Here is a 22,628-nt window from a genome sequence, read left to right as displayed (position 1 = left end):
GGGTCACCCGCACGTCTTGTGGTCCGGCGCCCGGGTGAAGAACTGCGCCAGCTCCTCCGTCGTGAGGTTGCGCTTCAAGGCGCCGCAGATCTGCGCGGTCGCTTCGGCGGGATCGGTGGTCCAGGTGATCACCTCGCCGGTCAGGCTGCTGCTGGCCACTTCGCGATCATCGGGGCTGAACGCGACCGACGTGACCGCGCCGTGGTGCCCGGTGAGCGTGGCCAGGCGGGTGCGCGTGACCGTGTCCCACAGGACCGTGGTGCCCTTCGCGTCACCGGTCGCGAGGCGGCTGCCGTCGTGGCTGTAGGCGACGCCCGTCAGCGTTTCGCTGTGCGTCAGCGTCGCGGTGCGCGTCCGGCTCGGCACGTCCCACAGGGTCACGGTGCGGTCGATGGACGTCACGGCGAGCGTCCGGCCGTCGGGGCTGAACGCCGCCTTGCTGACCACCCCGTCGTGGGTCAGCGTCGCCACCCGGGCGCCGTCGGCGACGTTCCACAGCGTCGCGGTCCGGTTGTTGCCGGAGAGCGCCATCAGCGTCCGGCCGTCCGGGCTGAACGCGACGGTGTTGAGCGTGCCGCCCGCGTCGATGCTGCGCACCTCCCGGCGGCTCCGGAGGTCCCACACCTTCACGGTCTCGTCGCTGCCCGCGCTGGCCAGGAACCGCCCGTCCGGGCTGAAGGCCACGGTCTTGACCCGGTCGGTGTGCCCGATCAGCTCGGCGACCTGCACCGGCCGGCCCGTGACGTCCCAGACCGTCAGCATCTCGTCGAGGCGGCCCGCCCGCTGCACCGCCGTGCCCCCGGCGACCACCATGGTCCGGCCGTCCGGGCTGTACCCGACCGCGTTGACCGGCCCCCGGAACCCCGTGACGACGGTGCTGCCGGAACCGCGGTGGGGTGGCTGCAGCCGGACGGTCCGGTCTTCGCCGCCGGTGGCCAGGGTCTTCCCGTCGGGGCTGTAGGCGACCGCGTTGACCGGTCCGGTGTCGCCGGCCGGCGGTACGCGGAGCGTGTCCCAGAGGATCAGCCGCCCGTCTTCGTCGGCGGAGGCCAGCAGCGGAAGCGTCGGGTGGAAGGCGACCGAATAGATGTTGTCGGTGTGCCCGGTCAGGTGGGCGCGCGGCTGCCGCGTCCGCACGTCCCAGAGGATGACCTGGTAGTCGTGCCCGGCCGAGGCGAGCGTGGTCCCGTCCGGGCTGAAGGCGACCGTGCGCACCTCACCGGTGTGCCCGGTCAAGGTGGCCAGCGAGGCGTGCCCCGGCACGTCCCACAGCCGGACGCTCAGGTCCGGGCTCGCCGAAGCGAGCGTCCGGCCGTCGGGGCTGAACGCGACGTCGTCGACCGACCGGGTGTGCCCGGTCAGGACGCCCAGCTTCGTTCCGGTGGCGGCCGACCAGAGACCGATCGTGCCGTCGGCGCCCCCGGTGGCCAGCGTCCGGCCGTCGGGGCTGTACGCGACGGTCTGCACCGCGCCGGTGTGGCCGGTCAGCCGGAAGCGCTCGGCGCGGCGGGCGGTGTCCCAGACGATGACGGTGCCGTCCGCCCCCGCCGAGGCGACCGTGTGCCCGTCGGGGCCGAAGGCGAGGTCGTTGATCCGCTTCGCCTGCCCCGTCAGCGTGGCCACGGGCTTGCCGAGTGCCACGTCCCAGAGCACCACCTTCCCGTCGTCGCCGCCGGTGGCCAGGGTCTTGCCGTCCCCGTCGAAGGCGACGGCGCGCAGCCAAGCGGCGTGGTCGGCGTACACGGCGCGGCGGGTGTGGTGCACGCGGTCCCACAGCGCGAGCGTCCGGTCCTTGCTCACGGTGGCGATCGTGTCGTCACGGGGACTGAAGGCGACTTTGCTGATCGCGTCGCTGTGCCCGGTGAACTCCGCTTGGTAGGCCTGGCGGTTCGCCACGCTGAGCAGCGCGCCGCGGGCTTCGGGGGTCGGCGCGGCGCGGAACGCCTCCACGCCGAGCAGCATCGCCGTGCCGGGCCGGGAGTCCGCCAGCCCGAGCGCTTCCGCGGCCAGCTGGCGGGACAGCGAGACGTCGGCGGCGGCCACGGCCTCCCGGTACTGGCCGATCGCCGTCACCCCGACCCCGACGGCCACGAACAGCGCCACCGTCAGCCCGATCGCGAGGTACCGGATGCGGCGCTGGCTGCGCGCCGAAGCCGCGCGCTCGCGGTCGGTCGCGTCGATGCTGGCGTCGGCGAACGCGCGCTCGACGGGGTTGAGGTCCGCGGCTCGGCCTCCGTGCCCGGTCCACTCACGGACGACCGCCAGCCGGGTGCCGCGGTACAGCGCGCCGTGGTCGTGGTCCAGTTCTTCCCAGCGGCGGGCGGCCTCGGTCAGCTCGCGGTGGACGCGCAACCACTCGCGGTTCTCCTCGATCCAGCCCGCCAGCCGCGGCCACGAGGTGATCAGCGCCTCGTGGGACAGCTCGGCCGTGTCGCCGTCGAGCGTGATCAAGCGGGCGTCGACCAGCTTGGCGAGGACGGCCTCGGTGTCGTCGTGGGGCAGCGGCGTGGTGCCGAGCTCGGCGCGGCCGGCGGGCCGCCGGGTGCCGTCGTCCGGCCCGACGAGGCGCAGCAGGATCCGCCGCGCGAGCACCTGCTGCTCCGGGGTGAAGCTCTCGTGGACGCTGTCCGCGGTCTGCGCCATCGCGCCGTGCACCCCGCCCGAGGCGGCGTACCCGTCGAGGGACAGCGTGCGGCCGCGGCGGCGGCGCCAGGTTTCGAGCAGCACGTGCGACAGCAGCGGCAGACCGCCCGGCCGGTGCACGACCTCCTCGATCAACCGGCTGGTCAACGCGCGTTCGACGACGAGTCCCGCGGCCGCCGCCGGCTTCACGACGACGTCCCGCAGTTCGTCCGCGGTGAGCGGGCCGACCAGGATGTGCGCCCGGCTCACCGCTTCGGCCAGCGCCCGGTCTTCCGCGCAGCGCCCGTAGAAGTCGGCTCTGATCGCGATGACGACCCGCAGCGGGTGCTCCGTCCGGGTGGTCATGGCCGGCAGCGCACCGAGGAAGGCGCTGCGTTCCGCCGGATCCGGGCAGAGGGTGAACACCTCCTCGAACTGGTCCACGACCAGCAAGGTGTCACCTGGCGACGCCGGGATCCGGGCGAGTTCGGCCATGGGGTGCGGGCCGGGGGTGATCACCCGGATCGCGCCGAACCGCGGCGGGTCCTCGCCGCGCAGCCGGGGCAGCAGGCCGGCGCGCAGCACCGAAGACTTCCCGCTGCCGGAGGCACCGACGAGCGCCACGACCCGGCTCTCGCTCACCAGGCCGGCCAGCTCGCCGATGAGGTCGTCCCGGCCGAAGAACCGGTCGTGGTCCTCGGCTTCGAACCGGGCCAGCCCGAGGTACGGCGGGTCTTCGGCACCGTCGCCGACGGGCTGGGCGACTGCGTTCCGCCAGCGCGCCTCCCACTCGCCGGCATCCCCGCCACAGGCGGCGACGTAGGCCAGCGTCACCGCGAGTGACGGCAGCCGGTCGCCGGCGGCCGCCTGTGACAGCGCGGGCGCGGAATAGCCCGCGCTGCCGGCCATCACCCGGTAGGTCGGGCTCCCGGCACGCTGCCGCAGTTCCCGCAACTCCCCGGCGAACTTTTGTGCCGGACCCGCGTCGACGTCCAGCTTTCTTTCCCGGCGCCCCATGGTCCCCCTCCCGCCGGGACCAGCTTCGCAGAGGAGTGATCGGGGCGCAAGAATTGATAACCACGCCCTGACCATTGCTTATCAACCGAATGGCCGGTTGACTCGCCGTCGGATCACATTGATCCGTGAATGGAAATACCGAAACTTCCTGCTGCCGAGGAGAATTCTTGAAACGAAGTATTTCGTCTTTGTTCGCCGTCTTGCTCGGCGCCGCCGGCCTGGTCACGGCGATGGCGCCGGCGGCGTCGGCCGCGGTCCCGTCGACCTTCACCTGCACCAACGCCACCGGGCCGGGCACCGTGTGCGCTCCGTATCCGCCGGCGTGGTCCACCACCTCGGTCAAGAAGATCTCCATCGCCGTCACCGACCACGCCGACGGCGGCGAGCGGTGCCAGCTCTACATCGACGGCATCGGCGTGACCAGCTGGGTCTACATCGACCGGGGCGACGGGGGCATGCACTACCTCGGCACCGTCGAGGGCGGGGTCGGCTTCAACCTGCGCTGCCAGCGCCGGGCAGCGAGTGGCGACGCCAACCTCGGCGGGAACGTCTACCAGGTCAGGCCGTAGCCCACCGCACACTCAAAGGGGAGAAAGCATGAGCAACTTCCGGAAGTTCACCCGCCGGATCGCGGCCACGACCGCGGTGAGCGGGATCGTCGCGCTCGCCGCACTGGCCGGGGCGGGAACCGCCGCCGCGAACACCGACCCGGCGGACGCACCGCCCGGGTACGCGGGACCGTTCGCGACCTGCAACGGTGAGCCGTACGTGCAGATCACCGTGCCGGGCACGCCGGGATACGTCGACATCCGGAGGGACTACGCCGGCAGCGGGACGTTCTGCGCCAAGACGTTCGACAACCTCGCCGGCGACCACCACATCGAGATCATCCTCCAGCGCGTGGACTGGAGCACGCGCTGGTACGACTCCGGCACCTACTCCACCTACGCCGGCGGGATCTACGTGTCCGGCGCCAACACCCACTGCACCAGGGTCTACGGGGAGATCACGGTCAACGACCAGGCCCACACCACCGGCTGGCAGGTGGTCTGCTGACCGAGGAGGGCACCGCGTCGATGCCGTTCGCGACGGATCCCGTCGCGAACGGCGTCACTCGAGCCATTCGGTGATGAAGTGGTCGCTTTCGTGGATGTGCACGGCCTCGTAGACGCCGGGGCCGAGCACGGCGAACTTGTGCGGCGTGCCGGCCGGGACGACGAGCACGTCCCCCGGGCCGCCGTCGCGCTGCTCGTCGCCGACGGTGAACCGCGCCCGCCCGCGGATGATCACGAACGTTTCGGTGTAGGGGTGCCGGTGCAGCCGCGGCCCGGAGCCGACGACGTCCGTGCTTTCGCGGATGACGGAGACTCCGGACCCGACGTCGCGTCCTTCGAAATTCTCGCTGTCGCTCACCGGGCCAGGGTAGCGCTCAGGAGCTGGTCACGACCCTGCGCAACTGGCCGAGCGCCCGGTGCTGGGCCACGCGGACCGCGCCCGGCGTCGAGCCGACCGCGGCCGCGGTCTCCTCCGCGGACAGGCCGACGACCACGCGCAGCACGACGATTTCCCGTTGCCTGCGCGACAGCACTCGCAGCAGCTTCGCCATCCGCTCCCGGAGTTCGCACCGCAGCGCGTGGTGCTCGGGCCCCAGCGACGAATCGGGCTCGTCGGGCAGTTCGGCGACCGGTTCGTCCTGCCGCGCGGCCGCCTTCCGCGCGGCGGCGACCTCGGTCCGGGCGATGCCGCGGACGAAGTCGGGGAACGGGTGCTCCGGCGGCCGCCGCGGCAGGGCCTTGATGAGCGCCACGCAGACGTCCTGGGCGACATCGTCGGCCGAGTCGGGGTCCAGGCGGGCGCGGCAGTAGCGCACCACGAGCGGCCGTGCCGCGGCCAGCAGGTGGTCCGGGGTGGTGGTCATGGCTTGCCTCCGTGCGGGTGAACTACCCGCATTCCCCGGCGCCCGACCTGCCTCGCGCGGATTCCCGGCTATTTCCGGGACGGCCGCGCACGGGGCGACGATCCCTTGGTCGAAGGGGGAGTTGACCTAGGCCTGCGCGGTCGGCCGCACGACGATCTCGTTGACGTCCACCTCCGCCGGCTGGTCGATGGCGAACGCGATCGCCCGCGCGATCGCCTCCGGCGGGATGGCGACCGCGTCGCGGGTTTCGCTCAGCCGGTCGCGGACCGCCGGCTCCGGGACGCCGTCGACGAAATCGGTCGCGATCATGCCCGGGGACACGAGGGTGACCCGCAGGTCCGGGCCCGCCTCCTGGCGCAGGCCTTCGGAGATCGTGCGGACCGCCGTCTTCGTGGCCGCGTACACCGCCATCGTCGGCACCGTGCGGTACGCCGCCGTCGAGGCGGTGTGCACGAACTGGCCGGAGCCCTGCTCGCGGAACACCGGCAGGGCCGCCGCGATGCCGTGCAGGACCCCCTTGACGTTGACGTCGATCATCGCGTCCCAGTCGTCGACGCGCAGGGAATCGAGCGGGGAGATCGGTCCCACCCCGGCGTTGCCGACCAGGACGTCGAGCCGTCCGTGCGTCTCCCGGGCCAGCCGGACCAGCGCGGCGACGTCCGCGGGGCGCCGGACGTCGGTCGGCAGGCTGACCGCGCCCAGCCGCTCGGCCAGCGCGTCCAGCCGGTCCTTGCGGCGTGCGCCCAGCACGACCTTCGCGCCGCGTTCGGCCAGCAGGGTGGCCGTTGCCGCCCCGATCCCGCTGCTCGCGCCGGTGATGACGACGACCTTGTTTTCGATCATGACTCTCCTCGAACTAACCGGACACCTGTCCGTTTGAACGGTAGCGGACAGCTGTCCGGTTGGCTAGGGTGAGCCGGGTGACGCCGATGCGAGCCGACGCCGAGCAGAACCGCGAGCGCATCCTGGAGGTCGCGCGGACGGCGCTCAAGGCGTCCAGTGCCGCCTCGCTGCAGTCGATCGCGAAAGCCGCCGGGGTCGGCCAGGGCACGCTCTACCGGCACTTCCCCACCCGGGAAGCACTCCTGATCGCGGTCTACCGCCACGACCTCGACGAGCTCGTCGACGCGGCGCCCGTGCTGCTGCGCGAACACGCGCCCGGGGAAGCGCTCCGGCGGTGGTTCGAGCGCCTGGCGGCGTACGGCCGCATCAAGCACGGTGTCGCCCAAGCCGTCGAAGCGGCCACGCGCGCCGATTTGTCCGGTGCGTACTACGAACCGGTCTGTGCGGCCATCACGCTGCTGCTCGACGCCGGGAAGGCCGCGGGCACGCTGCGCAAAGACGTCGACGCCGAGGATGTCCTGCTGCTGGTCGGTTTCCTGTGGCGCAACGACTTCGGTGCCGAGCGCGAAATGCGCACGCGGCACCTGCTGTCGGTGGTGCTGGACGGCTTGCGGGGCTAGTACTGCAGGGCGAGATCTTTGCCCGGTGCGGCCGAAGACAGCCTGCCAGGACAACCCTGGACGCCGGCCTGCCGATCTGCCGCAGCTGGTCGTGAGTGGTAATTCGGGTTCTAACCCGAATTACCACTCACGACCCCTACGCGAGCCGGAGCGCGTACTTCTCCAGCTCCGGCCGCCCGAACGGCAGCTCGCCTTCGTCCAGGGCGCCGCAGTCCAGGCCGCGCAGCAGGTACACCGCCAGCGCCTGCGCGGTCGCCGGTTCGTCCAGCACTCCCCCGGCCTGCTTGTCCGCGTACGCACGCAACCGCTCCACCGCCTCCGGGAAGCCTTCGCGGTAGAACGTGTACGTCGCCGCGAAGCGGGTCGGCAGCTGGTGCGGGTGCAGGTCCCAGCCCTGGTAGAAGCCCCGCTCCAACGACCGGCGCACCAGCCGGAGGTGCTCCGCCCACGCCGTGGGCAGTGCGTCGCCGATCGGCAGCTTGTTCGTCGAGCCGTCGGACAACCGGACACCGGTGCCGGCCGCCGCGACCTGCATCAGGCCCTTGGCCAGGTCGGCCGCCGGGTGCTCCATGCTCTGGTACGCGGCCGCGATGCCGAGGCCCGCGCTGTAGTCGTACGTCCCGTAGTGCAGTCCCGAGCACCGGCCCTCGGCGGCCTGGACGATCCGCGCCACCGACAGCGTCCCATCCAAGTCCACAATGGACTGGGATGTCTCGATCTGAACTTCGAAGCGCAGCGTGTTTTCGGGCAGGTCGTACGCCGATTCCAAGCGGGAGAGGACTTCCGCGGCCACCGCTACTTGGTCGACCGCCGTCACCTTCGGCAGCGTGACGACGAACCCGGGCGGAAGCGGACCGTGGTCAAGCAGGCCCGTCAAAAACAGGTCCAGTGTGCGGATGCCGCGTCGGCGCGTCGCCGCTTCGAAGCTCTTGAAGCGGATGCCGCAGAACGGTGTCCCGCCGGTCGTCGCCAGGGTCTGCCCGGCCGCGCGCGCGGCGGCGTCCTCGACGTCGTCCGGGACGCGGCCGTAGCCGTCCTCGAAGTCGATCCGCAGGTCCTCGATCGGCTCGGTCAGCAGCTTCGCGCGGACGCGCTCGTAGACGTCGGCGTCGGCGCCGAGGAGGTCGCCGTGCTCGATGAAGACCCGCATCGCCTGCTTGCCCCAGTCGGCCACCAGGCGCGTCTTGTACCGCGAAGCCGGGACGTAGACCGTGTGCACGGGCTGCCGTCCCGGCCGCTCCCCCGGGTACGCCGCCGCGACGCGCGCGTCGGCCGCGGCCAGGCGCGCGTCGGCGGCGGCGTAGACGTCTTCGGGAAGACGCACTACTTGATCCGCTCGTACGCGGGCAGCGTCAGGAAGTCCGGGAACTCCTCAGCCAGCGCGACCTGCTCGAACAGCTCCACCGCGGGCTCCAGCAGCTCCGGCTTGAGCTCGCCGGCCAGCTCGCCGCGGACGTCGGCCAGCACGCCGCGCACCAGCTCGGCCGTGACCACGTCGCCACTGTCCAAAGTGGTCCCGTTCTTGACCCACTGCCAGATCTGCGAGCGCGAGATCTCGGCGGTGGCGGCGTCCTCCATCAGGTTGTGGATGGCCGCCGCGCCGTTGCCGCCCAGCCAGGACGCGATGTAGCGGACACCGACGTCGACCGCGGCGCGCAGGCCGGCCGCCGTCGCACCGCCCGGCGTCGAAGCGACGTCGAGCAGCTGATCGGCGGTGACGCTCACCTCGTCACGGGTCCGGTCGAGCTGGTTCGGCTTCTCGCCGAGGACCTGGTCGAACTCCTCCTTGCAGAGCTCGACCATGCCCGGGTGCGCGACCCAGGAGCCGTCGAAGCCGTCGCCGGCCTCGCGGGACTTGTCCGCGTGGACCTTCTCGAAGGCGCCCTTGTTGGTCTCGGGGTCCTTGCTCGGGATGAACGCGGCCATGCCGCCGATCGCGAAGGCGCCGCGCTTGTGGCAGGTGCGCACCAGCAGCTCGGTGTAGGCGCGCATGAACGGCGCGGTCATGGTGACGGAGTTGCGGTCCGGCAGCACGAACTTCTCGCCCGCGTCGCGGAAGTACTTGATGACGCTGAACAGGTAGTCCCAGCGGCCGGCGTTGAGGCCCGAGGCGTGCTCGCGCAGCTCGTAGAGGATCTCTTCCATCTCGAAGGCGGCCGGGATCGTCTCGATCAGCACGGTGGCGCGGACGGTGCCGTGCTCGATGCCGAGGGTCTTCTCGGCGTGGGTGAAGACGTCGTTCCAGAGCCGCGCTTCGAGGTGGCTCTCCATCTTCGGGAGGTAGTAGTACGGGCCCTTGCCGCGCTTCAGCAGCTCGGCCGCGTTGTGGAAGAAGTGCAGGCCGAAGTCGACGAGCGCGCCGACGCCCTCGCGGCCGCCGAAGGTGAGGTGGCTTTCGGGCAGGTGCCAGCCGCGCGGGCGGACCACGATCGTGGCGTGCTCGACGCCGTCCTTGAGCGCGTAGCTCTTGCCGCCGCTTTCCAGGGTGATCGTCTCGCGGATGGCGTCGTAGAGGTTGACCTGGCCGGAGACCACGTTCTGCCAGTGCGGCGTGTTGGCGTCTTCGAGGTCGGCCAGCCACACCTTCGCGCCGGAGTTGAGCGCGTTGATGGTCATCTTGCGGTCGGTCGGCCCGGTGATCTCGACGCGGCGATCCCGCAGCGCGGCCGGCGCGCCGGCGACCTGCCAGTCGCCTTCGCGGATCTCCTTGGTCTCCGGCAGGAAGTCGAGCCGGCCGGTGGTCCGGGCCTCCTCGCGACGCTTGCCGCGCGCCTTGAGCAGCTCGTCGCGGCGGCCGGCGAAGGCGTCGTGGAGGCCGGCGAGGAAGGCGAGCGCCTCCGGCGTGAGGATCTCGTCGCCGCGCTCGACCGGGTCGCCCAGCACCTGGACTTCAGAAGACATGGGGAAACACCTCGAGGGTTCGGATCTTTGGAAAACGGCCCTACGGTTTTCTACCAGACGGACTATAGTTTCTGCATAGCGGAAGCTCAACGCCGACGTAAGGAGGGCCACCGTGCCGGCGGAGAAGAACGGTCGCGACGGCGGCGTCCAGTCCCTGCAACGCGCCTTCGAGCTGCTGGAACACCTCGCGGACACCGGCGGCGAAGCCAGCCTGTCCGAGCTGGCGACGCTGTCCGGGCTGCCGATGCCGACGATCCACCGGCTGATCCGCACCCTGGTCGACCTCGGGTACGTCCGCCAGAACACGAACCGCCGCTACGCACTGGGCGCCCGCCTGATCCGGCTGGGCGAGAACGCGAGCATGCAGTTCGGCGCATGGGCGCGGCCGCTGCTGGCGGAGCTGGTCGAGGAGGTCGGCGAGACAGCCAACCTGGCGGTCCTGGAGCGCGACGAAGTCGTGTACGTGGCCCAGGTGCCGTCGAAGCATTCGATGCGCATGTTCACCGAGGTCGGGCGGCGGTTGCTGCCGCACGGGACGGGCGTGGGCAAGGCGATGCTGGCGCACCTGCCCGCTTCCGAAGTTCGTTCGCTGCTGGATCGGACCGGGATGCCGGCGTACACGGAGCACACGTTCACGGACGCGGATGCGCTGGCGGTGGAACTGGCGCGGATCGCTTCGCAGGGGTACGCGCTGGACGAGGCGGAGCAGGAGCTGGGCGTGCGGTGCGTCGCGGTGGCGGTGCCGGGGGCGCCGGTGCCGGCCGCGGTGTCGGTGTCCGGGCCGTCCGGGCGGCTGACCGCCGAGGCGGTGGCGCACATCGCCCCGGCGGTGCAGCGGGTGGCGGACGCCCTGGGGGCGAGCCTCTCCCAGGCGGCAGTCACGGTCTGACGCTGGGTGATCATCCCAGCACTCGCACCGCTACCATGGCCCGATGCCCGAAGTGCCCCGCACCGAGCGCGCCGCGGAGATCCGGCGGATCCTCGCCCGGCAGTCGACGCTGCTGGACGACCTGCTCGAAGGTCAACGCGAATTCGGTCGGCGGCTGGGAGACAACACCGGCCTCGCAACGGGTCTCGGCGGTCTCGCGGCCGAACTCGACAGCTAGGTGAGCTCTCCGGCCAGCATGTCCATCAGCACCCCGTCGTGCCAGGTGCCGTCCGGGGCGCGTTCGTAGTTCCGCAGCACCCCGACCGGGCGGAAGCCCACCTTCGCGTACACCCGGATCGCCGTCTCGTTCGACGCCGCCGGATCGATCGTCAACCGGTGGTGACCCTGCTCGAACAGGTGCCGGGCCAACGCGCGGATCGCGTCCGTGCCGATGCCGCGGCCGTGGAAGCCCGGATGCACCGAAATGTCGATCCCCGCGTGGCGGTACTGCGGATCCAGCTCCTCGCAACTCTGGATCAGGCCGACGACTTCTCCGTCGAGTTCGATGACGTAGACGGTGTAGCCCTCTTCGACCTCGTACAGTCCTTCGGTCTCCGACTCCGGGTCGCCCCACCAGCGGGCGACCTCCGGCGTGGCCAGGATTTCGTGCACCCGGACGCGGTCGGATGGGCCGATCGGGCGCAGCCGCACCCGATCGCCGTGAATGGCGGTCACAATGGGTCCTCTCTCGTAGCGAATGACGGCTTCAGGGCGTCTTTCACGAGGAGGGGCGCGCGTGCGTCAACCGGGCATGCCCGGATTCTGCGCCCGCGCGCCCGCCGCCGTCATCCGAATATCGCCGGAGGGCCGCATGGACCCGTACACCGGCGGCGCACTGACCTGGCTCGCTCAGGGCGCCGCTTCGAACCTGCTGGATCGGCTCGTCGACCGCGCGCTCGACGGCTCGCCGCTACCACCGACGTGGCCGCGCCCGGCGAAGACCGCGCCGGGAACGGTCGAAATCATGGTTCGGCACCACACCGCCGCGAAGGTGCGGACGCCGGTGATCCTGACGTTGCAGGAAGACGGCAGCCGGACGGGCACGGCGTTCTCGGTGGTGCTGGGCCACACGGCCCGCATCGCCGTCCCGGGCGGCCGCTACTTCGGCGCGGCGATGGTGGTGGATCCGGCCCGGCGCACGCTCCAGGGCATCGGCTGGTCCCGGCTCACGGTCACGGCCCGCGGGACGTCCCCGTGCCTCATCCCGGCGGGACGGCCGTCGGCGCCGGTGATGCTGCAACTGGGCCTGCGGAGGCCCGACGGGACGCCGCTGTTCCGGATCTAGTACTACAGGGACAGTTCTTCGGTCGGCGTGGCAGTGGTGGCTGGTCTACCGGGACAGGAACGGCCAACTCACCGCTCGCAGCAGCCAACTCACACACCGGAACGGCCAACTCGCCGGACACGCAGGTGAGTTGGCCGCTGCGGCTGGTGAGTTGGCCGCTGCGGCTGGTGAGTTGGCCGTTGCGGCTGGTGAGTTGGCCGTTGCGGCTGGTGAGTTGGCTGTTGCGGCAGGCTGGCCAGCCGGGTTTTGCCAGGTCGCGCGCACAAGCGTCCCTGGAGAACTAGCCCAGGAGGGCGTCCACGAACGCGCCCGGCTCGAACGGCGCCAGGTCGTCCGGGCCTTCGCCCAGCCCGACCAGCTTCACCGGGACGCCCAGTTCCTTCTGGACCTGGAACACGATGCCGCCCTTCGCCGTGCCGTCCAGCTTGGTCAGCACGATGCCCGTCACGTCGATGACCTCGGCGAACACCCGGGCCTGCATGAGCCCGTTCTGGCCCGTCGTCGCGTCCAGGACCAGGAGCACCTCGTCGACCTTGGCCTGCTTCTCCACGACGCGCTTGACCTTGCCCAGCTCGTCCATCAGGCCGGTCTTCGTGTGCAACCGGCCCGCCGTGTCGACCAGGACCGCGTCCACGCCCGTGTCCACGCCGCGCTTGACCGCGTCGAACGCCACCGCCGCCGGGTCCGCGCCTTCCTTGCCGCGGACGACCTCGGCGCCCACGCGCTCGGCCCACGTCTGCAGCTGGTCGGCCGCCGCCGCGCGGAACGTGTCCGCCGCACCCAGCAGCACCGTGCCGCCCTGGGCCACCAGGACGCGGGCGAGCTTGCCGGTGGTCGTCGTCTTGCCCGTGCCGTTGACGCCCGCGACCAGCACCACCGCGGGCTGCTTCTTGCCGTCGACGGTGTGCGGCAGCGCGCGGACCGCGCGGTGGGCGTCGGTGGACAGCTGCGCCGTCAGCACCTCGTGCAGCACCTCGCGCGCTTCGGCCGATGACCGCACCGCGCGCCGCGACAGCTCGTCACGCAGGCGCTCGACGATCTGGGTCGTCGTGGCCGCACCCAGATCGGCCATCAGCAGCGTGTCCTCGACGTCCTGCCAGGAGTCCTCGTCGAGGTCGCCGGCGCCGAGCAGGCCCAGCAGGCTCGTCCCGAACATCGAGCGCGACTTCGTCAGGCGGCCGCGCAGCCGCTCCATGCGGCCGGCCGCCGGTTCGATCTCCTCGGCGACCGGGGCCGGTGCGACGACCTCGGCGTCCGGCAGCTCGGCGTCCGGCAGCTTGACGTCGCGGACCGTGCGCTGCGCCGAGTCGCGCGGCACCGCCGCGTCGTCGCCCACCGCGGGCTGGCCGTCGGTCTCCGGCCGGTCCTCGACCGGGTGCTCGGCAGCCTCGGCGGTACCGCCGGGCGCGAGGGCGATGCCCCCGCTGGCCGCGTACGAACCGCCCTTCGGTTTCGCCTCGACCTCGCGCTGGGCGTCCAGGCTGATCCGCCGCCTGCGCGCGACCAGCAGGCCGGTCACCAGCAGGGCGACCAGGACGACGACGGCGACGACTACGAACAGGAACCAGGTGCTCGACACGGGCCCATCCTTTCATCCGCGCTCCCCCGCGCCGGACACCCCGTCCGCACAGGCAATTCGCAACAACCTGGGTCCCGATTGGGCCAAGACTTCACCACGTGGGTTGCGTCACACCGGCGGCTCCACTAAACCCCTCCGGATGGGGATGAGAGCGAGCCATGGTTTCCGGGTGATCGGCCTGATTTCGGGCACGTCGATCGACGGGATCGACGTGGCCGCCGCCGACCTGCACGCCGAAGACGGCACGGCCGTGCTGACCCCGCTGGGCGAGCTCGACGTCCCCTATCCCGAACCGCTGCGCGAAGCCCTGCTCGCCGCGCTGCCGCCGAACCCGTGCACCGCCGGCGAGCTGACGCGGCTGGACACCGGGGTCGGCCAGGCATTCGCCGATGCCGCCCGGCGCGGGGCCGAGGAGCTCGCCGGCGACCGCGCGGACCTGGTCGCGTCGCTGGGCCAGACGGTGTTCCACTGGGTCGAAGACGGCCACGTCCGCGGCACCCTCCAGCTCGGCCAGCCCGCCTGGATCGCCGAACGCACCGGACTGCCGGTGTGCGCCGACCTGCGCGCCCGGGACGTCGCCGCGGGCGGGCACGGCGCGCCCCTGGCGAGCACGCTCGACCAGCTGTGGCTGCGCGGCCTCGCCGAGGACACCGGCCGGCCGGTCGCCGCGCTGAACCTCGGCGGCATCGCGAACATCACCGTGGTCGCCGAAGACCGGCCGCTGATCGCCTACGACACCGGGCCCGCCAACGCCCTGCTCGACCTCGCGGCCCACCGCGTCACGGGGCGGCGCAGCGACGTCGACGGCCGGCTCGCCCTCAGCGGATCGGTGCGGTCCGACCTGCTCCTCCGGCTGCTGGCCGACCCCTACTTCGCCGCCGCACCGCCGAAGTCCACCGGCAAGGAACACTTCAACGCCGGCTACCTCGACACCGCGCTGGCCGGTCTGGAGGTGGTCGAGCCCGGCGACCTGCTCGCGACGCTGACCGAGCTGACCGCCGTCACCGTGGCCGACCAGTGCCGCCGCCACGGCGTCACCACCGTCATCGCCTCCGGCGGCGGCGTGGCGAACCCGGCGCTGATGACGGCGCTGACCCGCAACGTGCCTTCGGCGCTGCTCAAGACCAGCGACGACCTCGGCCTGCCCGGTGCCGGCAAGGAGGCGTACCTGACCGCGTTGCTGGGCTGGCTCACCTGGTGCGGCGTGCCCGGTACGGTGCCGTCGGCGACCGGCGCGCGCGGGCCGCGCGTGCTCGGCGCGCTGGTCCCGGGCCGCGGGCCCCTGATCCTTCCCGCCCCGCTGGGGGGCACCGTGACACGGTTGCGAGTCGCGGAGAAGACCGGATGACGGTAGGAGAGATTCATGCGCGGTGTTGACCTCGCCATCATCGTGATCTACCTGGCGGCGATGCCGCTGATCGGCGTGCTCGTCGGCCGGAAGCAACGGTCGGCGGCCGACTACTTCGTCGGCGAGCGCAGCCTGCCGTGGGGCGCGGTGATGCTGTCCGTGGTGGCCACGGAGACCTCGACGCTCACCGTGATCAGCACGCCCGGGCTGGTCTTCGGCAACGCGTTCCTGTTCCTGCAGCTGGCCTTCGGCTACATCATCGGCCGGACGATCGCGGCGTTCGTCTTGCTGCCGCGGTACTTCCGGGGCAACCTCGTCAGCGCGTACGAGTTCCTCGGGAGGCGGTTCGGCTCCGGCCTGCAGGGCACCGCGTCGGTCACGTTCGTGATCACGCGGCTGCTCGCCGAAGGCGTGCGCCTGTTCGCCGGCGCGATCCCCATCAAGGTGATCCTGGCGCACTACAACATCCACCTGGACTACTGGGTGATCGTCGTCATCCTCACCGCGCTGACGCTGGTCTACGCGTACATCGGCGGGATCAAGGCGGTCGTCTGGGTCGACGTCATCCAGCTGTCCCTGTACCTGGGCGGGGCCGCGGTGGCCGCGATCGTGCTGCTGAACAAGCTGCCCGCCGACTGGGCGTCGCAGGCGTCCGCGGACGGCAAGTTCATGCTCGTCGACTTCACGAAGAACCTGCTGACCAGCCCGTACGCCTTCGTGACGGCGGTGCTCGGCGGCGCGGCGCTGTCGATGGCCTCGCACGGCGCCGACCAGCTGATCGCGCAGCGGCTGCTGGCCACGCGCAGCCTGCGCGACGGACAGAAGGCGCTGATCGGCAGCGGCATCATCGTCACCATCCAGTTCGCACTGTTTCTGCTGGTCGGGGCGATGCTGTGGGTGTTCAACGGGCGCAAGTCCGTGGCGCAGCTGGGGCTGCAGAGCCCGGACGACGTGTTCTCGCGGTTCATCATCGACGACCTGCCGGCCGGTGTGTCGGGCCTGCTCATCGCGGGGGTGCTGGCCTCGACCATGGGCGCGCTCGCCTCGGCGCTCAACGCGCTGTCGACGTCCACCGTGGCCGACCTCTACCAGCGGTTCACCAAACGCTCGCCGGAGGACTCGAAGCTGCTGCAGCACGGTCGCATGTGGACACTGATCTGGGCCGTCGTGTTCGCGGTGTTCGCTTCGCTGTTCTCCACCACGAAGAACTCGGTGATCGAGCTCGGCCTGGCCATCACCGGCTACACCTACGGCGCGCTGCTGGGCTCGTTCCTGCTGGGCCTGCTGATCAAGAAGGCCCGGCAGGTGGACGCGATCGTCGCGTTCGTCGTCACGGTCGTGGTGATGGCGTTCGTCATCCTCGGGGTGAAGTTCAGCGCGAAGACCGGCGGCCTGATCGGCGTCGACTTCAGCAAGGCGGCCGGGGACAAGGTGGCGCTCGCCTACCCGTGGTACACGCTGATGGGCGTGGTCATCACGCTGATCGTCGGCGGGTTGCTGTCCCTGCGGCACCGGACGCCGGACCCGAAGGCGGCCGAAGCCGAAGCCGCCGGGGAGACCGCGGAGGTCACCGCCGCCTGATCCTTCTGAACCGTTTCCGGCGGGCTCCCGTGTCGGATGGCGGGAGCCCGCCGAGAAGCGGCGGGAGGATTTCGAAGGTGGATTCCATGAAGCGGATGACGGTGGCGCTCGCGGTCGGTGCCCTGGTGCTCGGCGGCGCGGCGACGGCTTCGGCCACTCCGGCGGCCTCGAAGGTGCCGGACGCGGTCAAGGTCCCGGCGGGCAACCGGGCGCTGGCGAGCTACCCGGCCGAGGGCGTGCAGATCTACGGCTGCACGAACGGCACGTGGACGCTGATCCAGCCCGCGGCGGTCCTGTCGAGGCACGGCAAGCCGGTGGCGCTGCACAGCAAGGGCCCGGTCTGGACGTCCATAGTGGACGGCAGCACGGTCGGCGCGGCGGCAGCGGCCACCTCGCCGCGGAAGGACGCGATCCCGGAGGTGCTGCTCAAGGCCAACCTCAACACCGGCGACGGCCTCTTCGGCAAGGTGACGTACGTCCAGCGCCTGAACACCCGCGGCGGCGTGGCCCCGGCCGGGACGTGCACGGCAGGTGCGCAGACCGCGGTCCGCTACTCGGCGGACTACGCCTTCTGGGTCGCCGGCTGACAAGCGCCCCAAGGCGGCCTTGGTTGCGTCTCACGCACCGAAGGCCGCCTTGGGGCGCTTTGCCGTAGCATCGAGGCGGGGAGCGGGGGTCACATGGGGTTCTTCATCGGTCTCGGCGCGGTGCTGGCCGTGGTGCTCGTCATCGCGCTGGTCATGGACCGGTCCGACCGCAAGCGCGGGGTCAAGCGCGGCATGCTCACCCCGCGCGGGCGGCGGCCACGGATCGACGACGCCCACTACATCGGCAACGACCTCGGCACGTACGAGCCTCGGGTGCGGCCGGAAGATCGCCGCGCGCCGCGCGAAGACGACGTCAGCTGACTCCGACCGGCTCTTCCTCGGTCGTGCGTAGGCGCTGCGAGATCACCTTCGTGATGCCGTCGCCCTGCATGCTCACGCCGTAGAGCGCGTCGGCGATCTCCATGGTCGGCTTCTGGTGGGTGATGATGATCAGCTGCGACGAGTCGCGCAGCTGCTCCAGCAGCCCGATCAGCCGGCGCATGTTGGTGTCGTCGAGTGCCGCCTCGACCTCGTCCATGACGTAGAAGGGTGACGGGCGGGCGCGGAAGATCGCGACCAGCATGCCCACCGCGACCAGCGACTTCTCGCCACCCGACAGCAGCGACAGCCGCTTGACCTTCTTGCCCGGCGGGCGCGCCTCGACGTCGACGCCGGTGGCGAGCAGGTCGTCCGGCTCGGTGAGCACCATCCGGCCCTCGCCGCCCGGGAACAGCACGCTGAACACGGTCTCGAACTCGCGGGCGACGTCCGCGTAGGCGCCCGCGAAGACCTCGAGGATCTTCTCGTCGACCTGCCTGATGACGGACTCGAGGTCCTTGCGGGTGTCCTTGAGGTCCTCCAGCTGCGTGGAGAGGAACTTGTACCGCTCCTCCAGCGCCGCGAACTCCTCCAGCGCGAGCGGGTTCACCTTGCCCAGCAACGACAGGTCCTTCTCGGCGCGCTTGGCGCGGCGGGCCTGGGTGTCGCGGTCGTACGGCATCGGCGGCGGCGGGGTGACGTCTTCGCCGCGCTCCTTGGCCGCTTCGTACTCGGCCATCTCGCCGGCGCTCGGCGGGACCGGGACGTCCGGGCCGTATTCGCGGACGAGGTCCTCGAGGCCCATGCCGAAGTCCTCGGCGATCTTGGCTTCCAGGGTCTCCAGCCGCAGCCGCTGCTCGGCGCGCTGCACCTCGTCGCGGTGCACGGCGTCGGTCAGCTTCTCCAGCTCGCCGGTGAGCTCGCGGACCTTGGCGCGGACGCCGGTCAGCGCCTGCTCGCGGCTCTGGCGGCGGGCCTGGACCTGGTCGCGTTCGGCGGCGGCGCGCTGCACCGAGTGCTCGATGCGCTCCAGCGCGATCTCGCCGCCGTTGACGACGGCGTTGGCGATCTCGGCGCCGCGCTTGCGGGCCGCGGCGGCGCGCTCGGCGCGTTCCCGGGCCTGCTGCTCGGCGTGCGCGGCCCGGCGGAGGCCTTCGGCCTTGCCCGCGATGCTGCGGGCGCGCTCTTCGGCGGTGCGCTGCGCGAGCCGCGCCTCCATCTCCTCCTGCCGCACGACAGCCAGTTCTTCGACGGCGGCGTCGCGCTCGGCGGTGTCCGGGTCGTCCTCGACGGGCTGCTCGGCGACGGCGGCCAGGCGTTCCTCCAGCTCGGCGAGCTGGGCGAGAGCCTGGACGCGGCTCTGCTCGACCTTCGCGCGCTGCCCGGAAAACCGCTCGACCTCGGCCTGGGCCTGGCGGGCCGCCTGCTGCATCCGGTTGAGCCGCTCCGACGACCTGGCCTTGCGGACCTTGGCCTCGCCGAGGGCGTCCTTGGCCTGCGAAACCTCTTCGCGGCGCGCCTGCTGCTCGGCGCGGGCGCCTTCCAGCTCGGCCGCGTACCGCTCCAGCGAACGTTCGGCCAGGCGGAGCCGCTCCGCCGCCTCGTCGACGGCGGCCTGGACCTCGATCACGCTCTCGCGCTTGCCGGAGCCGCCGATCGCCCAGCGGGCGCCGAAGACGTCGCCCTCGGCGGTGACCGCGCGGACGTCCGGGTGCACCGCCACGAGGTGGCGGGCCGCGTCGAGGTCGCGGACCAGGGCCAGCTTGTCGAGGGCCTGCTCGACGGCGGGCCGCAGCTGCGCGGGCGCCGTGACGACCTCGCGGGCCCAGCGCGCGCCTTCCGGCAGCGACGGCCACGAATACGTGTCCACAGTGGACTCCGGTCCGCCGAGCAGGATGCCCGCCCGGCCGGAGTCGGTGTCCTTCAGGTACTTCAGGGCGCGCAGGGCGTCTTCGCCGCCGGTGACGGCGATCGCGTCGGCCACCGGGCCGAGCGCCGCGGCCAGCGCGACTTCGCAGCCCGGCTCGACGGTGAGAAGCGCGGCGACCGAGCCGAGCAGGCCCGGCAGTTCGTGGGACGCGCCGAGCAGCGCACCCGCGCCGTCCTTGCGCTTGAGCCCCATCGACAACGCCTCGACGCGCGCCTTCTCCGACGCGATCTCGCGCTCGGCGGCGCGCTCGGCCTTGACCAGCTCTTCGACGCGCGCCTTGGCGGCGTTGTTGGCCTCGACCGCGCGGTCGTGGCGGTCCATCAGGCCCGCGTCGTCGGACTCCTCGACGCCGCCTTCCGCCTTCGCCATCTCCAGTTCTTCGACGGCGATCTCGGCGCGCTCGGCGGCTTCCTCGAGCGAGACGCTGAGCCGGTCGATCTCGTCGGAGGTGGCGCCGTTCTTGCTGCGCAGCGCCTCGACCTGGCCGGTCAGCTTGGCCATGCCCTCGCGGCGGTCGGCGATGGCCCGGACGGCGGCCCAGTGCGCGCGCTCGGCGGCCTGGACGCGTTGTTCGAGGTCTTCGCGGCGCAAAATCGTCTGGGCGAGCAGCTCCCGGGCCTCCATGACGGCCTCGTTGAGCTCTTCTTCCTGCTCGGCGACGCGCTCGGCCTCTTCGAGGAGCTCTTCGGGGTCGCGGCCGCCCGTCGACGTCGAGACGTCGGCCGACAGGTGCCGCTGACGCTCGATCGCGAGCCGGACGGTGCCGCGCAGGCGCTCGGCCAGCGCGGACAGCTTGTACCAGGTTTCCTGGGCGGTCTGCAGGAGCGGCGCGTCCTCGGCGAGCGAGGCCTCCAGCTCGGCTTCTTCGGCGGAGACGATCTCGAGGTGCTGCTCGACCTCGGCGCGGCGCTGGCGGGCGGTCTTCTCGTCGGCCTCTTCGCGCGCGAGCGAGTCCCGCTGGGTGACCAGGTCGTCGGCGAGCAGGCGCAGCCGGGAGTCGCGCAGTTCGGACTGGACCGACTGGGCCTTGCGGGCGATCTCGGCCTGCTTGCCCAGCGGCTTGAGCTGGCGGCGCAGCTCGGTGGTGAGGTCGCCGAGCCGGTCGAGGTTGCCCTGCATGTTGGCCAGCTTGCGCAGGGTCTGTTCCTTGCGCTTGCGGTGCTTGAGGACGCCGGCGGCCTCTTCGATGAAGGCGCGGCGCTCTTCGGGCTTGGACTCGAGGATCGCCGACAGCTGGCCCTGCCCGACGATGACGTGCATCTCGCGGCCGATACCGGAGTCGGACAGCAGTTCCTGGACGTCCATCAGGCGGCAGCGGTCGCCGTTGATCTCGTACTCGCTCGCGCCGTCGCGGAACATCCGGCGGGTGATCGAGACCTCGGAGTACTCGATGGGGAGCGCGCCGTCGGCGTTGTCGATGGTGAGGGTGACCTCGGCGCGGCCGAGCGGGGCGCGGCCCGCGGTGCCGGCGAAGATGACGTCCTCCATCTTGCCGCCGCGCAGGTCCTTGGCGCCCTGGGTGCCCATGACCCAGCGCAGCGCGTCCAGCACGTTGGACTTGCCCGAGCCGTTCGGCCCGACCACGCAGGTGATGCCGGGTTCGAAGCGCAGCGTGGTGGCCGAGGCGAAGGACTTGAAGCCCTTGAGCGTCAGGCTTTTCAGGTGCACGTGGTGCTGACCCCTCTGGCCGCGGGTACTGGCGGTTCAATCGTCCCAGGCTACCTGGGGGCCTCCGGGGTCCGCCGGATGCGCCCCCTCCTCGGCGCGCCTAGCACACCCGCACCGGCCTCAGCAACACCACGAGCCTCACGGGCCCCGGACGGACCAAGGCCCCGCTACCGCTCGACGAAGCCGCCGAGTCCCCCTTTCGGGTCGGACCAGCGCTCGGCGACGTGCTCCACACTTCCGGGTGATTCTCCCGACCGTAACGCGGCTAACAGCCGCTGACAGTGGTCACGACTACCTTCCGCTATCACCTCGACACGGCCGTCGGCCAGATTGCTCGCGCTGCCGACCAGGCCGAGTTCCAGCGCACGGCTGCGCGTCCACCAGCGGAAACCGACGCCCTGGACCCGGCCGCGCACCCACGCCGTCAGCCGGGTGTGGGTTTCTTCCTCACTCACGCCATTCTTCCCTTCCGGGTCAACCGACCGCGCACAGTAACGGATCAAGGCCACTACCTGGGCGAATGACCACACACCGGTGATAACCTCCCCGCCGAGGTCGCTCCCCCGCTGTGGGCGCACTGCTCCATCAGCACCAGCGCCCGATCCACGACCTCTGCACCGCGCCTCCCCGAAATCCCCAAGGAGCCCCGTATGCCCCGCCCCGCCGGGTCGGATTCGAGCTCTCGGATCACCAGGATCGACACCGCGCCGCCCAAGAGCAGCAAACCGAACCGCACCGGGTACATCGTGCTCGGGGTGGCCGGACTGGTCGTCGCGACCGCGTTCGCCGCCGTGGCCGAGCTCGCCGGGCCGGGCCCCGCCACCACCGCGGGCGGCACGGGCGGCCCCGGTGGCCAGGGCACCCTCCCGGCCGGCGTCCAGACGCTGCCGGCCACCCCGTCGTCGAGCGACCCGGCGACCTCCAGCGGAGCTCCGACCACGTCGAGCCCCACGTCGTCGAGCGCACCGACGACCGTCGTGTCGGTGAGCCCGGACGGCAAGACGACCACCACGGTGGTCACCCAGTCCCCGGCGCCCCCGCCGCCGCGCAACGACACGGGCGGCAACCCGCCGCCGGTCACGAGCCAGCACCCGACGCCACCCCCGACGACGCCCTCCTCACCGGCGACGACACCGGTCACCCCCACCACGTCGAGCACCCCCGCGCCGACGACCACGGCCGGCGGCGGCGGCTCCAGCTCGGCCGGCGCCCCGTCGTCGAGCACGACCGGCACCAGCACTACGGCGTAGGACCAAGCGCACCAATGCCACATGGGGTGCGTCACCTGCACAGTGGCACCGGCACCGCTAGGACTACAGGGACACTTGTGCGCGCGACCTGGCAAAACCCGGCTGGCCGGCCTGCCGCAGCTGTCGTGAGCGGTACGGCGCATCAGCGCCAACGGCCAACTCACCCACCGCAACGGCCAACTCACCCACCGCAGCGGCCAACTCACCCGCGTGCCCGGCGAGTTGGCCGTTCC

21 protein-coding genes are annotated in these 22,628 nt (G+C 71.7%); 11 read left to right on the top strand and 10 right to left on the bottom strand.

Annotation, left to right across the window (positions count from 1 at the left end; genetic code table 11):
• Nucleotides 1-3: 3 nt before the first annotated feature.
• On the bottom strand, nt 4-3,639 hold the full coding sequence (locus tag ACLJQF_RS01310; protein WP_410606328.1) for a helix-turn-helix domain-containing protein: 3,636 nt from the start codon (nt 3,637-3,639) through the stop codon (nt 4-6).
• Nucleotides 3,640-3,806: 167 nt separating this feature from the next.
• On the opposite strand from ACLJQF_RS01310, the gene ACLJQF_RS01305 reads away from it, so the two are divergent.
• Both ACLJQF_RS01305 and ACLJQF_RS01300 read left to right on the top strand, forming a co-directional pair.
• A complete protein-coding gene (locus ACLJQF_RS01305) occupies nt 3,807-4,208 on the top strand; it encodes a hypothetical protein (RefSeq protein ID WP_410606327.1) in 402 nt (133 codons plus the stop codon).
• Between the two features lie 28 nt (nt 4,209-4,236).
• Nucleotides 4,237-4,695, top strand: a complete 459-nt coding sequence (locus tag ACLJQF_RS01300; protein ID WP_410606326.1) for a hypothetical protein — start codon at nt 4,237-4,239, stop codon at nt 4,693-4,695.
• A 54-nt stretch (nt 4,696-4,749) separates the two neighbouring features.
• Here the strand turns inward: ACLJQF_RS01300 and ACLJQF_RS01295 are convergent, their stop codons facing one another.
• The 3 genes from ACLJQF_RS01295 to ACLJQF_RS01285 all read right to left on the bottom strand — a co-directional run bounded on the left by ACLJQF_RS01295 (nt 4,750) and on the right by ACLJQF_RS01285 (nt 6,400).
• The gene (locus ACLJQF_RS01295; RefSeq protein ID WP_086852478.1) at nt 4,750-5,052 is read right to left on the bottom strand and encodes a cupin domain-containing protein; all 303 of its coding nucleotides are present in this window, start codon (nt 5,050-5,052) and stop codon (nt 4,750-4,752) included.
• A gap of 16 nt (nt 5,053-5,068) precedes the next feature.
• Entirely contained in the window at nt 5,069-5,557 is a 489-nt protein-coding gene (locus ACLJQF_RS01290) for a sigma-70 family RNA polymerase sigma factor (RefSeq protein WP_410606325.1), read from the bottom strand.
• 126 nt (nt 5,558-5,683) lie between these two features.
• Nucleotides 5,684-6,400, bottom strand: a complete 717-nt coding sequence (locus ACLJQF_RS01285) for an SDR family oxidoreductase (protein WP_410606324.1) — start codon at nt 6,398-6,400, stop codon at nt 5,684-5,686.
• Between the two features lie 86 nt (nt 6,401-6,486).
• On the opposite strand from ACLJQF_RS01285, the gene ACLJQF_RS01280 reads away from it, so the two are divergent.
• Complete coding sequence (locus tag ACLJQF_RS01280) at nt 6,487-7,020, top strand: TetR/AcrR family transcriptional regulator (protein WP_410606801.1); 534 nt, start codon at nt 6,487-6,489, stop codon at nt 7,018-7,020.
• Between the two features lie 136 nt (nt 7,021-7,156).
• Here ACLJQF_RS01280 and ACLJQF_RS01275 read toward each other — a convergent pair whose 3' ends face one another.
• Together ACLJQF_RS01275 and aceB are read right to left on the bottom strand one after the other, a co-directional pair.
• Entirely contained in the window at nt 7,157-8,344 is a 1,188-nt protein-coding gene (locus ACLJQF_RS01275) for a DUF6986 family protein (RefSeq protein WP_410606323.1), read from the bottom strand.
• Entirely contained in the window at nt 8,344-9,921 is a 1,578-nt protein-coding gene (gene aceB / locus ACLJQF_RS01270) for a malate synthase A (protein ID WP_410606322.1), read from the bottom strand. The genes ACLJQF_RS01275 and aceB overlap by 1 nt, the downstream gene beginning before the upstream one ends.
• Before the next feature lie 112 nt (nt 9,922-10,033).
• Here aceB and ACLJQF_RS01265 point away from each other — a divergent pair, with 112 nt between their 5' ends.
• Both ACLJQF_RS01265 and ACLJQF_RS01260 read left to right on the top strand, forming a co-directional pair.
• Nucleotides 10,034-10,810, top strand: a complete 777-nt coding sequence (locus ACLJQF_RS01265) for an IclR family transcriptional regulator (RefSeq protein ID WP_410606321.1) — start codon at nt 10,034-10,036, stop codon at nt 10,808-10,810.
• Nucleotides 10,811-10,853: 43 nt separating this feature from the next.
• Nucleotides 10,854-11,027, top strand: a complete 174-nt coding sequence (locus ACLJQF_RS01260; RefSeq protein WP_410606320.1) for a hypothetical protein — start codon at nt 10,854-10,856, stop codon at nt 11,025-11,027.
• Here the strand turns inward: ACLJQF_RS01260 and ACLJQF_RS01255 are convergent.
• A complete protein-coding gene (locus tag ACLJQF_RS01255) occupies nt 11,024-11,524 on the bottom strand; it encodes a GNAT family N-acetyltransferase (protein ID WP_410606319.1) in 501 nt (166 codons plus the stop codon). The two genes, ACLJQF_RS01260 and ACLJQF_RS01255, sit on opposite strands and share 4 nt — an antisense overlap.
• A gap of 136 nt (nt 11,525-11,660) precedes the next feature.
• Between ACLJQF_RS01255 and ACLJQF_RS01250 the strand changes: the two genes are divergently transcribed.
• Nucleotides 11,661-12,134 (top strand): hypothetical protein, encoded by a 474-nt coding sequence (locus ACLJQF_RS01250; protein WP_410606318.1) that lies wholly within the window; start codon nt 11,661-11,663, stop codon nt 12,132-12,134.
• Nucleotides 12,135-12,414: 280 nt separating this feature from the next.
• Here ACLJQF_RS01250 and ftsY read toward each other — a convergent pair whose 3' ends face one another.
• Nucleotides 12,415-13,713 carry a signal recognition particle-docking protein FtsY gene (gene ftsY, locus ACLJQF_RS01245; protein WP_410606317.1) on the bottom strand — a complete coding sequence of 433 codons (1,299 nt, stop codon included), beginning with the start codon at nt 13,711-13,713 and terminating at the stop codon, nt 12,415-12,417.
• Nucleotides 13,714-13,852: 139 nt separating this feature from the next.
• On the opposite strand from ftsY, the gene ACLJQF_RS01240 reads away from it, so the two are divergent.
• From ACLJQF_RS01240 to ACLJQF_RS01225, 4 genes are all read left to right on the top strand, one after another.
• A complete protein-coding gene (locus ACLJQF_RS01240) occupies nt 13,853-15,061 on the top strand; it encodes an anhydro-N-acetylmuramic acid kinase (RefSeq protein ID WP_410606316.1) in 1,209 nt (402 codons plus the stop codon).
• A 15-nt stretch (nt 15,062-15,076) separates the two neighbouring features.
• Nucleotides 15,077-16,642 carry a sodium:solute symporter gene (locus ACLJQF_RS01235; protein WP_410606315.1) on the top strand — a complete coding sequence of 522 codons (1,566 nt, stop codon included), beginning with the start codon at nt 15,077-15,079 and terminating at the stop codon, nt 16,640-16,642.
• A gap of 86 nt (nt 16,643-16,728) precedes the next feature.
• Nucleotides 16,729-17,229 carry a DUF3455 domain-containing protein gene (locus tag ACLJQF_RS01230; RefSeq protein WP_410606314.1) on the top strand — a complete coding sequence of 167 codons (501 nt, stop codon included), beginning with the start codon at nt 16,729-16,731 and terminating at the stop codon, nt 17,227-17,229.
• A gap of 93 nt (nt 17,230-17,322) precedes the next feature.
• Nucleotides 17,323-17,550, top strand: a complete 228-nt coding sequence (locus ACLJQF_RS01225) for a hypothetical protein (protein ID WP_410606313.1) — start codon at nt 17,323-17,325, stop codon at nt 17,548-17,550.
• Here ACLJQF_RS01225 and smc read toward each other — a convergent pair.
• Both smc and ACLJQF_RS01215 read right to left on the bottom strand, forming a co-directional pair.
• Nucleotides 17,543-21,145: a chromosome segregation protein SMC gene (gene smc, locus ACLJQF_RS01220; protein WP_410606312.1), complete on the bottom strand. Its 3,603-nt coding sequence runs from the start codon at nt 21,143-21,145 to the stop codon at nt 17,543-17,545. The two genes, ACLJQF_RS01225 and smc, sit on opposite strands and share 8 nt — an antisense overlap.
• A gap of 167 nt (nt 21,146-21,312) precedes the next feature.
• A complete protein-coding gene (locus ACLJQF_RS01215; RefSeq protein WP_285989192.1) occupies nt 21,313-21,600 on the bottom strand; it encodes an acylphosphatase in 288 nt (95 codons plus the stop codon).
• Between the two features lie 195 nt (nt 21,601-21,795).
• On the opposite strand from ACLJQF_RS01215, the gene ACLJQF_RS01210 reads away from it, so the two are divergent.
• Nucleotides 21,796-22,395, top strand: a complete 600-nt coding sequence (locus ACLJQF_RS01210) for a hypothetical protein (protein WP_410606311.1) — start codon at nt 21,796-21,798, stop codon at nt 22,393-22,395.
• The last annotated feature ends 233 nt before the right edge of the window (nt 22,396-22,628 follow it).

The sequence above is a fragment of the Amycolatopsis sp. lyj-109 genome (genome assembly GCF_046548995.1).
Taxonomy (GTDB): Bacteria; Actinomycetota; Actinomycetes; order Mycobacteriales; family Pseudonocardiaceae; genus Amycolatopsis.
This window is presented reverse-complemented; position numbering and strand designations above follow the sequence as displayed.

Coding starts and splice junctions, on each gene's coding strand:
- ACLJQF_RS01310 (WP_410606328.1), bottom strand. CDS start 3,639: ATGGGGCGCCGGGAAAGAAAGCTGGACGTCGACGCGGGTCCGGCACAA.
- ACLJQF_RS01300 (WP_410606326.1), top strand. CDS start 4,237: ATGAGCAACTTCCGGAAGTTCACCCGCCGGATCGCGGCCACGACCGCG.
- ACLJQF_RS01290 (WP_410606325.1), bottom strand. CDS start 5,557: ATGACCACCACCCCGGACCACCTGCTGGCCGCGGCACGGCCGCTCGTG.
- ACLJQF_RS01285 (WP_410606324.1), bottom strand. CDS start 6,400: ATGATCGAAAACAAGGTCGTCGTCATCACCGGCGCGAGCAGCGGGATC.
- ACLJQF_RS01280 (WP_410606801.1), top strand. CDS start 6,487: ATGCGAGCCGACGCCGAGCAGAACCGCGAGCGCATCCTGGAGGTCGCG.
- aceB (WP_410606322.1), bottom strand. CDS start 9,921: ATGTCTTCTGAAGTCCAGGTGCTGGGCGACCCGGTCGAGCGCGGCGAC.
- ACLJQF_RS01260 (WP_410606320.1), top strand. CDS start 10,854: ATGCCCGAAGTGCCCCGCACCGAGCGCGCCGCGGAGATCCGGCGGATC.
- ACLJQF_RS01250 (WP_410606318.1), top strand. CDS start 11,661: ATGGACCCGTACACCGGCGGCGCACTGACCTGGCTCGCTCAGGGCGCC.
- ACLJQF_RS01240 (WP_410606316.1), top strand. CDS start 13,853: ATGGGGATGAGAGCGAGCCATGGTTTCCGGGTGATCGGCCTGATTTCG.
- ACLJQF_RS01235 (WP_410606315.1), top strand. CDS start 15,077: ATGCGCGGTGTTGACCTCGCCATCATCGTGATCTACCTGGCGGCGATG.
- ACLJQF_RS01230 (WP_410606314.1), top strand. CDS start 16,729: ATGAAGCGGATGACGGTGGCGCTCGCGGTCGGTGCCCTGGTGCTCGGC.
- ACLJQF_RS01225 (WP_410606313.1), top strand. CDS start 17,323: ATGGGGTTCTTCATCGGTCTCGGCGCGGTGCTGGCCGTGGTGCTCGTC.
- ACLJQF_RS01210 (WP_410606311.1), top strand. CDS start 21,796: ATGCCCCGCCCCGCCGGGTCGGATTCGAGCTCTCGGATCACCAGGATC.